Consider the following 14,915-nt stretch of genomic DNA (forward strand, 5'->3'; position numbering starts at 1 on the left):
TATTTCAATCGAATGGCTTTATGAACAAAATAATATTGCTGAAAATGAATAATTTGACATAAATTTTTCAGTAACTTGAAGATTAACTTAATCGTATACAAATTTTTTGATATTGCATACGTATCAGTAATTTTTTTAGGTTTAGATATAATTGCTATTATTCATCTAATTAGCGAGTTACCTTGTTGTAGACGGTTTTTTAAATAAGAAGTTAAATAACTGTAATGTTATGGGTAAAAATAAATTCAACAAATAACGGTATAAATATAAAATAAAGAATATTCTAAAAATCAATTGAATAATTTAAAATAAAATAAAAAAATCCCGGAATTCCGGGATTTTTTATTTTTATAAAGAAAAAATGTGATTGTTACATCATTCCCGGCATTCCTCCACCCATTGGTGGCATTGCAGGTTCATCTTTTTTAATATCAGTAATTACACATTCAGTAGTTAATAACATTCCGGCAACAGAAGCCGCATTTTCTAATGCAACACGAGTTACTTTAGTAGGATCAATAATTCCGGCACTGAACATATTTTCGTATTGTTCAGATTTAGCATTGTACCCGAAATCATCTTTTCCTTCTTTAACTTTATTAACAACAACAGAACCTTCACCACCGGCATTAGCTACAATTTGACGAAGTGGTTCTTCAATAGCTCTTCTAACGATTTTGATACCGGTTTCTTCATCTTGATTAATACCTTTAAGAGATTCAATTCCGTTAATTGCGCGAACTAAAGCGACACCACCTCCGGCAACAAAACCTTCCTCAACAGCAGCACGAGTTGCATGTAATGCATCATCTACTCGGTCTTTTTTCTCTTTCATTTCAACTTCTGAAGCAGCCCCTACATATAAAACAGCAACTCCTCCTGCTAATTTAGCAAGTCTTTCTTGAAGTTTTTCTTTATCGTAATCAGAAGTAGTATTTTCAATTTGAGCTTTAATTTGAGCTACTCTTTGTTTGATGTTTTCATCACTTCCAGCACCGTTAACGATGGTCGTGTTATCTTTATCAATAGATACTTTTTCAGCAGTACCTAACATTTCTAATGTTGCTCCTTCAAGAGTTAATCCTGCTTCTTCAGAAATAACGGTTCCTCCTGTTAAAATAGCGATATCTTCTAACATTGCTTTTCTTCTGTCTCCAAATCCTGGAGCTTTAACAGCAGCAATTTTTAAAGACCCTCTTAACTTATTTACTACTAAAGTAGCCAATGCTTCACCATCTACTTCTTCAGAAATAATAAGTAAAGATTTACCATGTTGTGCAACCGGTTCTAATACAGGAAGTAAATCTTTCATGCTGGATATTTTTTTATCGCATAATAAAATATATGGATTTTCCAGCTCAGTGATCATTTTATCTGTATTAGTTACAAAGTAAGGAGATTGGTATCCTCTGTCAAATTGCATACCTTCTACTACGTCTACGTAAGTATCTGTACCTTTTGCTTCTTCCACAGTGATAACACCTTCTTTTCCTACTTTACCGAAAGCTTCAGCAATAAGTGAACCGATAGTATCATCGTTATTTGCAGAAATTGATGCAACTTGTTTGATCTTTTCTGAATCAGAACCAACTTCTTGGGATTGTTTTTTTAATTCTTCAACAACAGCTGCTACTGCTTTATCAATCCCTCTTTTTAAATCCATTGGATTTGCACCCGCAGCTACATTTTTTAATCCTTCTCTTACAATAGCTTGTGCCAATACAGTTGCTGTAGTTGTTCCATCACCGGCAACATCATTGGTTTTAGAAGCAACTTCTTTAACCATTTGAGCTCCTAAATTTTCAATAGGCTCTTCTAATTCAATTTCTTTTGCAACAGTAACACCATCTTTAGTTACATGAGGAGCTCCGAAAGATTTTTGTATAACTACATTTCTTCCTTTAGGTCCTAAAGTAACTTTAACAGCGTCAGCTAAAGCATCTACCCCTTTTTTAAGGGCATCTCTAGATTCAATATTAAATTTTATATCTTTTGCCATTTTAATTTTTTTAAGATTTGAGTATTTGGTTTAATTAAACAATTGCTAAAATATCAGACTCTCTCATTATAAGATAATCCTTTCCATTAAGTTTTAGTTCAGTTCCGGAATATTTACCATATAAAACTTTATCACCAACTTTAACAGTTAACGGTTCGTCTTTTTTTCCGGCTCCTACTGCAACTATAACCCCTTCTTGTGGTTTTTCTTTAGCACTATCAGGGATAATGATTCCTGAAGCTGTTTTTGTTTCAGCAGCTGCCGGCTCTACTACTACACGGTCAGCCAATGGTTTAATTGATAGTTCTGACATATCTATTATTTTTAATTTTTATATTATTTTTTTAAACTAATTGGTAATACCCTTTTCTTTTTTCTAAAAATATGCCAAATAAAAGTTTTATGACAAAAAGAAAGTAAACGCGTCAAGGTGTCAGATGACTTATATATATTGTTTAAGTGGGGTATTTATTTTTATAAATAAGTATTTGTAATATAGTGCTATAAGTTTAAAATACGTTTAAAAATCTTATGTATAAATGAAAAAACCTTTGATAAAATAAAAATATCAAAGGTCTATAATGAAATATAGATAATTTAAAATTAAACTATATTATTTTTTATTTTTTTAACACTAAAAGATAAACTGATGTAATAAATTCCTAAAAACAACATAGATATGCTAACCCATATTAGCAAAGCGGCTAATCCTATTGGAGGGAATACCACTATTACAAATGAAAGGATAACTTCCAGTATACCTAAAGTTAATAACCATCCCCAATTACTTAACCCCATGTTCTTAATATCAAACGAGTGGCCAATTAAACTAACTCCTTTAAATAACAGCCAAAAGCCAATAAAGAAAGATAAGATTCCCATTTGAGTAAATATATTGGAGGATATTAATATAATCCCTACCAATAAATCTAAAATACCACCGGCCAAATACCATCCCCAATTGCTGGTATGAGTATTACTTAATGAAAAAACAATTTCGAAAATACCAAAAACCAGAAAAGAGACAGAAAAAAATGTTGTTAAGAAAATTAGTGATGGAGTAGGAGACACCATTACTATAATACCTGCTAAAATGAACAATATGCCTAAAAGGAGCATAATCCACCAATTTTTTATAAATGATTTCATATAAATTTTATGTAATTATTAGGATAAGATAATTTCAAAAATAATGCCATGAAATTGTTATATACAAATGGAATAAAGGTTGATAAGTACTCATATAATAAGTGTAACTATTAAATTTTTATTTTTTTAATTAGGTATTATTATTGTAGATTGTCAACTAAAAAAGAGAATAATTTCAAATTGAAAAATAAATTAGATCTATTACAGCTAATCGAAGAAGCAAAAAATTCCAGGCAACAGGCTCAAAGTAAAATAGTAAATTTATTTTGGAGTGATATTAAGTCCTATATTTTTTCTTTAGTGAAAGATGAAAATTATTCAGAAGAGCTCACTGTTGAAACCTTTACAAAAGTTTTAAGTAAGTTAAATTTATACAATTCTGATTTTGATTTTAGAACTTGGGTTACTTCCATTGCACATAATTCAGCCATAGATTTTTTAAGAAAAAAAAATAAGGATAAAAACAAATTTTTAGATGATGACTATCAACAGCCAAGAGATTGGGAACCATCGCCTGAGCAGTTGTTTATTGATAAACAAAATTTAGAAGCATTTGAAAAAAGATTAAATAATCTTCCTGAAAATTATCGAAAATTAATTTATTCACGATATGTAGAAGGAAAAAAGCTTAAAGATATAGTTGAAGAAACAGGTTTATCTTTAGCTAATGTAAAAGTAAGCTTGATGAGAGCACGTAAGCTTTTATCTTAAAAAAAATTTACTTTAATTACCTGACAAATACCAAACTTTTTTCTGTAGATAATTGATCTGAATATTCATATCCGTCCTCATTATACGTCTTGATATCCTCCCAATGGGTGATAGAGTTTTCAGCGCACCAACGAGTCATCTTTCCACGGGCATTTTTAAAATACATCATAATGCTTTTTAAAGATCCATTTTTATAATCTTTAAATTCAATATCCATAACTTGACCTTTCAACTTTTTTAGGTCAATTACTTTAAAATATTCTTTACTCGCAAGGTTTAGTATAGGTTCATCATTTTCAAGTAAGTTATTCAAATAAGTATTCAATATATCTTTCCAAAATCCATATAAATCGTTGGCCTGTTCGGTTTTAAGTTTTTTGCCCATTTCCAATCGATATAACATAATATCATCTGAAGGATGAAGCAAACCGTAAAGGCCTGAAAGAATTAATAAATTTTTTTGTAGATAATCTAAGGCGGATTTAGATAAGGATTCGGCATCTAGCCCTCTGTAAACTTCTCCTTTAAATGCAAAAATTGCCTGTACACACTCCTTTTTTAAAGGATTGGGAGTCCATTTCTGAATTCGTTCCCAATTTTCTTCGGACAATTTTGATGAAATATTCAATAGATTTTCTAATTCAGATGGAGAATATTCCTTTAAAACAAATTGTAATTTTTTACTATAATCAATGAATTCGGGTTGAGTGTGTTGATTCCAGCTTGAATTGGTTTCCAAACTCATAATTTTTGCCGGAGAAAGAAGTATTTTCATTTAAAATTTATTAGCGATGTAGCTAAGTTATTAAAAAAGATTGATGTTTAAACGTTGAATTTAACTTATTTAAATACGAAAGGTTAGGAATTAATCCTAACCTTTGAAAAAAATTATATATATTTTTTATATTTCAAAATCAGAATTTACGTCTAATTTGTGAGCAATAATCTTGTTTATTTTATTTTTCAAATAAGGAATGGAAACAGATTCCATTACATCCGCACAGAATGCGAACATAAGTAAAGCTTTAGCTTCTTTCTCATGTATTCCCCTTTGTTTCATATAAAACAAGGCATCTTCATCAAGTTGCCCTACGGTACATCCATGGGAACATTTCACGTCGTCTGCAAAAATTTCTAACTGAGGTTTCGTATCGATGCTCGAATTTTCAGATAGCAAAATATTATTATTTTGCTGGAAAGCATTCGTTTTTTGAGCTATTTTATTTACTTTGATTTTTCCGTTAAATATGCCATGTGCAGAATCTTGATATATCCCTCTATAAAGTTCATGGCTTTCACAATTAGGTTGGTTATGTTTAACAAGTGTATGATTTCCCACTTCTTGTCCATCTCCTATAAGGGTAACCCCTTTTAATGTTGAATTGATATTTTTTCCTTTGTGATCAAAAGATAATTCATTACGAACCGTTTTGCCGCCAAAAGAAAAAGTATGCACAAAAGCGTTGCTGTCTTTTTCTTGTTCAATATAGGTAGAGTCTATTAAACAAGAGGAATGTTTATCATCCTGAATTTTATAAAGGCTGAAATTCGTATTTTTTCCAACAAAAATTTCTGTAACTATATTATGAAAGAAGTCCAATTCAGAAAGCGTATGAATTCTTTCAGAAATTTGAATTTGAGACTGATCTTCAATGACAAATAAATTACGAAGGTTGCTAATGGCCTTATATTCTTGTTTTGAGCTTATATAGATTAATTCAATTAACTGATTCTCTATTGTATGTTTAGGCACATAAATAAAAGTTCCTTCTTGATATGATGCCGTATTTAATACGTTAAAATAATTCTCATTATTAGAAATGGAATTTAGCTTAGAGAGAATAATTGTTTGATACGTTTCATTTTGTAATGCTTCAGAAAAAGGAAGCACTTTCCATGAATCCTGTGGGTAATTGGAATACATTGGTGAAATGATTCCATCAATCAAAACTATTTTAAAAGGATTCGATTCATTACCTAAAATACTCTCTATAATCTCTTTAGAAACAGGGTTGTTTTTTGCAGCTTTATAAGTTTCCGGATTAAAATCTGCTATTTTAGAAAATTTCCAATCTTCATTTTTTGAGGTTGGAAGACTGCTATTCTCTAATGTTTGTTGAGCTTGTTTTATAATTTTTACTAATTCTGTATGTTGTGGAATGTTCATTTTACTAATTTTAGTTAAGAGGATGACTGATTGGCGTATTTGAAAATTATAACCAATCGTAACCTTTTTCTTCTAATTCCAATGCTAATTCTTTAGTTCCCGATTTTATAATTTTTCCGTTCATTAAAACATGTACAAAGTCAGGAACGATATAATCCAATAAGCGTTGGTAATGAGTAATAACTAAAACGGCATTATCTTTATTTTTTAATTTATTAACCCCGTTAGAAACAATACGTAATGCATCAATATCAAGCCCTGAATCCGTTTCATCCAAAATGGATAATTTAGGTTCTAACATAGCCATTTGGAAAATTTCATTTCTTTTCTTTTCACCACCTGAAAATCCTTCATTAAGAGATCGGGAAAGAAAATCTTTTCTTATTTCAAGCATTTCAGATTTTTCTTTAACTTTTTGTAAAAATTCCTGTGCCGAAATATCTTCCTGTCCGCGAGCTTTGCGGTTAGCATTAATGGCTGCCTTTAAAAAGTTGGAAACGCTTACACCAGGAATTTCCACGGGATATTGAAAAGACATAAATATACCGGCATTGGCTCTTTCTTCAGGAGCAAGGTCTAACAAATTTTTTCCGTCTAAAAGAATAGAACCTTCGGTAACTTCATAATCTTCTCTTCCGGTAATTACATTGGAAAGCGTACTTTTTCCCCCTCCATTAGGCCCCATAATCGCATGTACTTCTCCTTTGTTAATTTCAAGATTTATTCCTTTAAGTATTTCTTTTTCTCCAATTCTTGCGTGCAAATTTTTTATTGATAGCATTTTTATCGTATATTATCTTAAACTTATTCAAAAACAAATATACTACCTTTATAACTGCTGTAAAAAATAGGTTATAAATTTTATTGATTTCAAAATTGATTAACATTATTTAAATAAATATTTTTCAAAGACTTACTAATGCAAAGGTTTCCTATTAAATGGAATATTTCACAGAAAATCTCTCATTTTAAAATACTTCTTATATAAAAAAGTATGTTTTAATAAATTCAATAAATTCAATTGATGTTGATTTTCTTTAAATTAAGGGTCTTTATCATCAATATCCAGTTTTTTACTTATAATTTTCTTTAAAGCCGATGGAATCCACTTTAAAAGTTGTTCAATGCCATCTAAAATTTCTCCCGTATATGCACCGGTAAGCATACATAATACGTATATAGTATTGTGGGATACATCGGTAAATTCTTGCATCAGTATCCCCATGGAAATTCCTATTATTATGGAAATGGGTGTTTTGATTAGAAGTCTGCATACCGAAGTTCCTTTATATAAGGAACGAGCGATCATACTGATCACAGTAACAAAGATCACACCTTTGTTTTGGATAAAAAAATCAAATAGTGTTTCGTTAATTTCTTTACAATATGGTATCATATGGGCTTTTTAAAGGTTGTTATTTAAGGTTTTAATATGAAATACACTTTAATTATATCATATAAAATATTAATTTTTAGGGTGTCTAGTTTCGATAACAAAAATTATTAGCTTATTACTTCTTGAAAATTAAGGGATAAGAAAAGCTAATAATAAAGAAGCTTTCAATAAAAAAGAATAAAAAAAGGAAATTCTTACAAAATGAAATCGGTAACATATCAATAGATAAATCTTAAAAAAAGAATATTTTCTTTCATTTTATTTGTATTCTCGTAATATGGTTGCTTTCTCTTTCAAAATGAAACTCAGGTCGTTTCCATCTTTTTCGACGTATTTCATCTAATTTATCTTCAATTTTATTAATGAGATCGACGGGTATTTCTAAAGGGTAAGACCACTCTAAAATTTTAATTTGATTATGATGGATGATACATCTTTCCTTTAAACTAAGAAATTTTCGAACTTCAGAATCATAGCTTAAACAGGTTCTTAAATCATGGATGTTTAATTTTCTTTTTCTCATGGTATGGTGTATTAATTGGTGAATTGCTTCTTTTTAATTGCTAAATGAGACCAGGCTAAATCGGATTATAATTGAATATTAATAATTGGATCATTCTAAATTCGCGCACTATATTTAACTAAACCGTTATAATTCGTGGAATCAATCTTAAAAATGGTATTTTGTTCTTAATATTCATATAATCATTTATTAGTTCCTATTTAGTTAACATCTTTCTTGTTTGTTTGTAAATCGAAATAAAAGTTTCGATATCTAATAAATTAATTTTCTGGTAATTATATGGGTTTTTAAAAAAATAATGTATATTTACGTTATAATACAAAACAAACATACAAACATATTTGCAAAAAATAAATAAAATATGAAAAATAACACAAATTTCTTTGAAAGAATAGCTGAGATCATTAAATATAAAGGATTTAGAAGTGTTCATGATTTTGCAATTAATGGGTTGGGATATAGTTCTTCGGAAAAATTAAACCGATTAAAAAGGGAAGGAACTAAGCCTTCTTATGACATATTAGAAGATATTGCCAATAAGTTTGATGAAATAAATGTAAATTGGCTTCTTACCGGAAGAGAATCTATGTTAAAAAGAGGATCAGGATTTCCGAGAGGAAAAGAAATTATTACTGTTCCGATAAATGTGCACCGTAAAACGGCGGATCCTGTTAGAGAAATACAAGATGTCCCATTATATGATTTAGAAGCTACAGCCGGTTTGGTTGAGCTTTTTAAGGGGACTTCCAGTGAAGCAATTCTGGATCGAATTCGTATACCGGGTATAGCTAATTGCGATGGAGGAGTATATGTGAAAGGAGATTCCATGTATCCATTACTGAAAAGTGGTGATATAGTATTATATAAAGAAATAACTTTAGATAAAATTTTTTGGGGAGAAATGTATTTACTATCTATAAAAATTGATGATTGGAGCGAATATATTACCGTTAAGTTTGTCCAAAAATCCGAATTAGGAGACAATTATATAAAGCTGGTTTCACAGAATCAACATCATCAGCCTAAAGATATGTTAATGGAACATATAAATGCTATTGCTTTAATACGAGCAAGTATACGGTTGCATAATTAAATTACTATATTTAATACGTTTGAGATTTTATACGGTTAAGTAAAATTTATCTGAAAACTTCATAAAGTAACTTTTTTTACTTTAACCGTTTTTTTTAAACCTGTAGATATTATAAATTTTTATAAATAAATAATATTGTGATCAATAGTAATTAAAAGCTTATTAATTCAAAATTATATAAGAATATAGATAATCCTCAAATATAAATAGGAAGAAATATTTAATCCCTGTAATAGATGCGCTTTACTCTGGGCGAAATAGAGGTTAAGACTTCATAAGGAATTGTTTGATACCAGTCAGCATATTCTTTCAAACTAGGATTTTCACCAATTATAATGACTGGGTCACCTTCCTTACAAGCAATGCCCGTTACATCAATCATCATCATATCCATACAAATATTTCCAATGATAGGAGCTTTCATTCCATGTATCGTTACATATCCTTTACCATTTCCTATGATTCTACGAATACCGTCTGCATAGCCAATAGGTAAAGTTGCAATAGAAGAATTTTTTTCAACAACATAATGTCGGCCATATCCAACCGTTTCTCCGGGTTTAAGATTGTGAATATTAGAGATAACAGTTTTTAAAGTAATTACATTTTCCAGCATTTTTAAAGCCTTTTCGTTATCAATATATCCATACATACCAATACCTAAACGAACGGCGTCAAATTGATATTCGGGATAATTAAGAATACCGTTTGAATTTGCTATATGAAGAAGAGGTTGATAACCTAATATTTTAACTAATAGATCAAATGAATATTTCAGTCTCGTCGCTTGCAATCTGGTAAATTCTTCTTGCTCTAACACATCGGACACTGCAAAATGACTGAAAACCGATTTTACCTTTACATAAATATTATCTTTTAATAAGTCACCTAATTTTTGAGCTTCATCGGGTTGGAAGCCTAAACGATGCATTCCGGTATCTATTTTAATATGAATAGGATAATCCGATAAGTTTTTTTCTTTTAATTTTTGTGTAAATAAATCAAGTTCCCTAAAACTGTATATTTCCGGCTCCAAGTTATATTCAATGACACGATCATAACTGCTGATTTCAGGATTCATAACCATAATGGGTAAATAAATCCCCCGGTCTCTTAATTTAATACCTTCATCCGCATAAGCTACGGCCAGATAGTCTATATGATAATATTGTAAAACTTCTGCAATTTCAAAATTTCCCAAACCGTAAGAAAAAGCCTTAACCATGGCAATAATTTTAGTTTTCGGTTTTAATTGACTTTTGAAATAATTTACATTATTCAAAAGTGAATTCAGATTAACTTCCAGTATGGTATCATGAGATTGAACTTGCAGTAATTGAGCAACTTTTTCCAATTCAAACGCACGGGCCCCTTTAATTAATAGGGCAGCATCTTTTATAGATCGACTTTCTAAAAACTTAATAACTTCTGCCGTGGTCAAAAAGCTTTTTAACATAGCATTAAATAAGCTTTGATATTGGTGCATTTTTTCTCCTACTAAAAGGACATGATGTAAAGGAAAAGAATTAACTAAGTCAGCAATTTTTTTATACAATGCAGCTTCAGGAAGACGAGATTGGAAAATATCTGATAATACCAATACTTTTTTAGGTTTATTTTGCTGAAAAAGAAACTGTAAGGCTATTTCCAATGATTGATAATCCGAATTGAAGGTATCGTTTATGATAGTACAATTGTTAATTCCCGATACTTGTTCTAAACGCATCGATACCGGTTGCAAATGAAAAATTTTTTCTTGTATAAAATCGTATTTACAACCCAATTCAGAAAGTACGGCTACTAAACATAATACATTTTGAATAGAGGCATTATCAGTAAAAGGGATAGTATATGTTCTCTTTTCCCCCCAAACGGAAATGCTCAATTCTGTTGTATTACCGGTAAGAGAAATATCTAATAATTGGATGTCTGAATTTTCCTTTCCGAAAGAAATTAATTTTTTATTGGGATACGTTTTTTGAATTATTTTTGAAATAATCGGATCACTTGGATAAATAATTACCCTTGAGTGTTTAAAAAGTTTTATTTTTTCTATAATTTGCTCTTCGCGATCTTTAAAATATTCGGAATGAGCTGCCAGTATATTTGTGAGAACTCCAATTGAAGGATGCAAAACATCTTCCTGTTTATCCATTTCACCGGGTTTGGAAATTCCGACTTCAAAAATTCCTAAATTGTGTTTAGAATTAATTTGTAATAGAGATAAGGGAAGTCCAATTTGTGAATTAAAACTCTTAGGACTTTTTATAATTGAAAATTCATCCCATAAACATTGGTCAAGCCATTCTTTTAGTATGGTTTTACCATTACTTCCGGTAATGCCTATGGTTAGAAGATTAGGAAAAGAAGTTGCGTGATGACGAGCCCATTTTTGCAACGCTGAAACGGTATCATCTACTATCAAATACGTAGCATCGGGATGCATTGAGGGAATATGTGACGCTATAAAAATTCGAACCGATTTATTATAAGCATCTTCCATATAAGTATGTCCGTCTCGAACTCCTTTAAATGCAATAAAAGTACCATCTGCAGGAGATACTATATTTCGGCTGTCATAGAATACAAGTTTAATTATTCTATCAGGATTGCCGATGAGTTGGGCATCGATAATTCGGGCCAGTTGAGATGCTGAATATTTCATCGGAAAATCTCTAGTTAAATTTCATCCTTTTTCTGTACTTTTTCCTTATTCATTATCTCCCAAAAAGCTTGCCTGCTTAGAGGTTCATACTTGTCCTTTTCTCCTAATTCCACCAAGTTTTCACCGGATGAAATTCGATGGGAATAATTAGCTAAATTTCCGGTTTTTACGCAAACAGCATGAACTTTTGTTACGTATTCGGCGGTAGCCATTAAAAAGGGCATCGGGCCAAAAGGTCTGCCTTTAAAATCCATATCCAAACCTGCAACTATAACTCGTTTTCCTTGATTCGCAAGTAGATTGCAAACTTCCACTATAGTATCGCTAAAAAACTGAGCTTCATCGATTCCTACAACATCGCAATCGGCTGCCAAAAGAGGAATTTCTAAAGGATTATCAATAGGAGTGCTGGGATAAGAGGTTTGATCATGGGAAACCACCAATGTTTCATCATATCTTACATCCATGGCAGGTTTGAAAATTTCAACCTTTTGTTTTGCAAATTCTGCACGTTTAAGTCTGCGTATAAGTTCTTCAGTTTTACCGGAGAACATGGAACCGCAAATTACTTCAATCCAGCCAGTTTGTTGAGTGCTATTTGTTGTATTTTCAAGAAACATTTGTAAATTTCGGGTCTTTAATAAAAATTTTTACAAAAGTAGAAATTAACGAACATATTAAAAAGCAAATTATGAATGCTAAAGAAATATTTCAAAAGGAAGTTCTAGAGGAAATAAAATCCATTGCCGGAGAAATTAGCCGTGTGCAAAGCTTTTCAGGTCTTTTGTCGCATCAGCAGAAAATTCAAAATTTATACGAAAAATTTATTTTTTTAAAACAATTATCTACTTCTAAATATCAGCAGATTCTTGAAAATTTAGAAAGTAATGGTAAAGTTCAGGAAAAAAAAGTAGAGGTTAGAGATTTTTATGAAACGGACAATGAGACGGCAAGTGAAGTGTCTGATCCTATAGTCTCAACAAAAAATGATAAGGTTGAAAATAATGTAATTACAGAAGAACAAAAAGTTGATGATCCCTTTGTAGAAGCAGTTGATACAACTGAAGAGATGAGAAAATCAGAGGAAGAAAATTTAAAAAAAATGGATTCTCTGAATATCCATATTGCAGAAATAAAACCTCAAGAAAAGAATAGAATTGTACGACCAATTAATTTAGATTTTAATGATTCCATAGCATTTATCAGTCAATTGTTTAAAGGCAGCAAATCAGATATGGATAATGAATTTGCCCAATTGAACCAAACGCAAACCATAGAAGAAGCAAAAAGATGGATGGAAGAAATGTTCGTAAAATATAATTGGAAAAACAAAGAAGAATATGTGGAACGTCTATCCGGTTTAATAGTTCACAGGTTTGATTCTTAAAAGTTTATAAAATATATGAGTGGAAAGCTATATTTAATTCCAACTCCTATTGGAAATCTGGAAGATATAACTCTGCGGGCTTTACGGCTTTTAAAGGAAGTAGACTTAATTTTGGCTGAAGATACTCGTACTTCCGGAAAGCTTTTAAAGCATTACGATATCCAAACACCTATGCAATCATATCATATGTTTAATGAACATCAAAAAACAGAGGGGTATACTCAGCAAATTTCTGAAGGACGTGTCATTGCTTTAATCACGGATGCCGGAACGCCGGGAATCTCGGACCCCGGATATATGCTTGTAAAATCGTGTATCGAAAAAAATATATCGGTAGAATGCCTTCCAGGGGCAACGGCTTTTGTTCCTGCCCTGGCTATCTCAGGTCTTCCTTCTCATGAATTTATTTTTGTAGGCTTTTTACCGGCCAAAAAAGGAAGGCAAACAAAACTTAAAGAGCTATCTCAAGAGAGCAGAACTATTATTTTATATGAAAGCCCCCATAAAATAAATACTACTTTGGAACAAATCTCTGAAATTTTCGGAGAAGATCGAAGAGTTAGCATAAGCAGAGAACTAACCAAAATGTATGAAGAAACATTGCGGGGCAGCGTAGGCGAAATAGTAAAAATATGCAAAGAAAAGCCTTTGAAAGGCGAAATAGTTTTACTAATTGAAGGAAAATAAGTATCTTTAGATTTATGATTTCCAACCGGTGTAAATACGCTTTAAAAGCTTTAATTTATATAGCAAGACAAGATAAGGATAAAAGTATATTATCGACAGAAATCTCTAATGATGAAAATATTCCCAAAAAGTTTTTGGAGAATATTTTAAGAGACCTTAAGAATGCACAATTTTTAACCAGTAGAAGAGGAGCAAAAGGAGGGTATCGATTGAATAAAGATCCCGAAAAAGTAACCTTGATAGAAGTGATTCGATTAATGGATGGGCCGATAGCTTTATTGCCTTGTGTGTCGATTATGTACCATCAGCCGTGTGATACATGTACAACAGAAGATACTTGTACCATACGCGATGTATTTATAGAAGTTCGAGATGCAACCTTAGAAATATATAGAAAAACAACCTTAGCAAGTTTGGCAAAAAAGAAAAATAAGTTATCTTTGTGATCGAAAATTCGGGGCTGTAGCTCAGCTGGCTAGAGTGTTAGACTGGCAGTCTAAAGGTCGTGGGTTCGAGCCCCATCAGCTCCACAAGATTAAAATTCAAATATCTGTAACACCGAATTATAATATTCGGTGTTTTTATTTTTAGGCAATATCCATAAAGCCGGTTTGATTTTTTATTGAAAATAAAAAGAATAGGTCATACAGGCTTCTTCTTTATATAAGCTATTGGGTTTTTCCTTATTTTAATTACTCAATACCTGCCAAACGCATTTTTTCACTAGAAAACAAGGAATCAACGTTAGAGGGAGAATAAGTACGGATTCATATTTACAACCTGCTGGAAACTTCTAATAACCTTATTTCAAAATTAAATTTGAATTTTTGAATAGAGAGCCGAGGTAGTTTTTAATAAAATTTAAAGAAGATAGTAAGTAAATGTTTGTTTTATTAAACTAATAAAATATTCTAAATTTAGTTTTATTTTTTATCAATTTATTATAATATCCATTATTCCAATGTCTTGTAATATAAACATCTTTAGTTAATTTTTTAGTATTATCTACCTATTCAATCTTTAAATTAATCTAAACTTTTAAACCTTTATATCTTACACATATATCTACTATGTTCCTTTTAACTACCTTAAAAATAGAGTATAATTTTTTGGTTTTGCCTCAATAGTTTCCAGTAGA

At 30.8% G+C, this 14,915-nt stretch carries 15 protein-coding genes and 1 tRNA gene; 6 read left to right on the forward strand and 10 right to left on the reverse strand.

From position 1 onward, the window contains the following. Nucleotides 1-370: 370 nt before the first annotated feature. The 3 genes from groL to GYM72_RS00065 all read right to left on the reverse strand — a co-directional run bounded on the left by groL (nt 371) and on the right by GYM72_RS00065 (nt 3,148). Nucleotides 371-1,999, reverse strand: coding sequence for a chaperonin GroEL (gene groL / locus GYM72_RS00055; protein WP_105296415.1), 1,629 nt, complete (start codon nt 1,997-1,999; stop codon nt 371-373). Between the two features lie 34 nt (nt 2,000-2,033). Then, nucleotides 2,034-2,312, reverse strand: a complete 279-nt coding sequence (gene groES / locus GYM72_RS00060; protein WP_055426187.1) for a co-chaperone GroES — start codon at nt 2,310-2,312, stop codon at nt 2,034-2,036. A gap of 290 nt (nt 2,313-2,602) precedes the next feature. Further along, the gene (locus tag GYM72_RS00065) at nt 2,603-3,148 is read right to left on the reverse strand and encodes an HdeD family acid-resistance protein (protein WP_105296414.1); all 546 of its coding nucleotides are present in this window, start codon (nt 3,146-3,148) and stop codon (nt 2,603-2,605) included. 180 nt (nt 3,149-3,328) lie between these two features. Between GYM72_RS00065 and GYM72_RS00070 the strand changes: the two genes are divergently transcribed. Beyond that, a complete protein-coding gene (locus tag GYM72_RS00070) occupies nt 3,329-3,859 on the forward strand; it encodes an RNA polymerase sigma factor (RefSeq protein WP_158254190.1) in 531 nt (176 codons plus the stop codon). A gap of 16 nt (nt 3,860-3,875) precedes the next feature. Here the strand turns inward: GYM72_RS00070 and yaaA are convergent, their stop codons facing one another. The 5 genes from yaaA to GYM72_RS00095 all read right to left on the reverse strand — a co-directional run bounded on the left by yaaA (nt 3,876) and on the right by GYM72_RS00095 (nt 7,945). Further along, nucleotides 3,876-4,634, reverse strand: a complete 759-nt coding sequence (gene yaaA, locus GYM72_RS00075) for a peroxide stress protein YaaA (RefSeq protein WP_220264286.1) — start codon at nt 4,632-4,634, stop codon at nt 3,876-3,878. Between the two features lie 126 nt (nt 4,635-4,760). Continuing rightward, nucleotides 4,761-6,026 (reverse strand): Fe-S cluster assembly protein SufD, encoded by a 1,266-nt coding sequence (gene sufD / locus GYM72_RS00080; RefSeq protein ID WP_220264287.1) that lies wholly within the window; start codon nt 6,024-6,026, stop codon nt 4,761-4,763. 46 nt (nt 6,027-6,072) lie between these two features. After that, a complete protein-coding gene (gene sufC, locus GYM72_RS00085; protein ID WP_160542566.1) occupies nt 6,073-6,807 on the reverse strand; it encodes a Fe-S cluster assembly ATPase SufC in 735 nt (244 codons plus the stop codon). Nucleotides 6,808-7,068: 261 nt separating this feature from the next. Then, complete coding sequence (locus GYM72_RS00090) at nt 7,069-7,422, reverse strand: hypothetical protein (protein WP_166005119.1); 354 nt, start codon at nt 7,420-7,422, stop codon at nt 7,069-7,071. Nucleotides 7,423-7,675: 253 nt separating this feature from the next. Then, complete coding sequence (locus GYM72_RS00095) at nt 7,676-7,945, reverse strand: hypothetical protein (protein ID WP_220264288.1); 270 nt, start codon at nt 7,943-7,945, stop codon at nt 7,676-7,678. A gap of 361 nt (nt 7,946-8,306) precedes the next feature. Between GYM72_RS00095 and GYM72_RS00100 the strand changes: the two genes are divergently transcribed. Continuing rightward, nucleotides 8,307-9,038 carry a S24 family peptidase gene (locus GYM72_RS00100; RefSeq protein WP_255570981.1) on the forward strand — a complete coding sequence of 244 codons (732 nt, stop codon included), beginning with the start codon at nt 8,307-8,309 and terminating at the stop codon, nt 9,036-9,038. A gap of 220 nt (nt 9,039-9,258) precedes the next feature. Here the strand turns inward: GYM72_RS00100 and GYM72_RS00105 are convergent, their stop codons facing one another. Both GYM72_RS00105 and GYM72_RS00110 read right to left on the reverse strand, forming a co-directional pair. Beyond that, on the reverse strand, nt 9,259-11,703 hold the full coding sequence (locus GYM72_RS00105) for a bifunctional UDP-N-acetylmuramoyl-tripeptide:D-alanyl-D-alanine ligase/alanine racemase (protein ID WP_220264289.1): 2,445 nt from the start codon (nt 11,701-11,703) through the stop codon (nt 9,259-9,261). 14 nt (nt 11,704-11,717) lie between these two features. Beyond that, nucleotides 11,718-12,323, reverse strand: a complete 606-nt coding sequence (locus GYM72_RS00110) for a thymidine kinase (RefSeq protein WP_160557642.1) — start codon at nt 12,321-12,323, stop codon at nt 11,718-11,720. A gap of 71 nt (nt 12,324-12,394) precedes the next feature. Here GYM72_RS00110 and GYM72_RS00115 point away from each other — a divergent pair, with 71 nt between their 5' ends. From GYM72_RS00115 to GYM72_RS00130, 4 genes are all read left to right on the forward strand, one after another. Then, a complete protein-coding gene (locus tag GYM72_RS00115; RefSeq protein ID WP_220264290.1) occupies nt 12,395-13,090 on the forward strand; it encodes a hypothetical protein in 696 nt (231 codons plus the stop codon). Between the two features lie 15 nt (nt 13,091-13,105). Continuing rightward, entirely contained in the window at nt 13,106-13,777 is a 672-nt protein-coding gene (rsmI, locus tag GYM72_RS00120) for a 16S rRNA (cytidine(1402)-2'-O)-methyltransferase (protein WP_166005127.1), read from the forward strand. A gap of 14 nt (nt 13,778-13,791) precedes the next feature. Then, on the forward strand, nt 13,792-14,223 hold the full coding sequence (locus tag GYM72_RS00125) for an Rrf2 family transcriptional regulator (RefSeq protein ID WP_105296402.1): 432 nt from the start codon (nt 13,792-13,794) through the stop codon (nt 14,221-14,223). Between the two features lie 10 nt (nt 14,224-14,233). Beyond that, nucleotides 14,234-14,307: transfer RNA gene (locus GYM72_RS00130), tRNA-Ala, on the forward strand. Nucleotides 14,308-14,915: the final 608 nt, after the last annotated feature.

The sequence above is a fragment of the Apibacter sp. ESL0404 genome, from assembly GCF_019469245.1.
Classification (GTDB): domain Bacteria; phylum Bacteroidota; class Bacteroidia; order Flavobacteriales; family Weeksellaceae; genus Apibacter.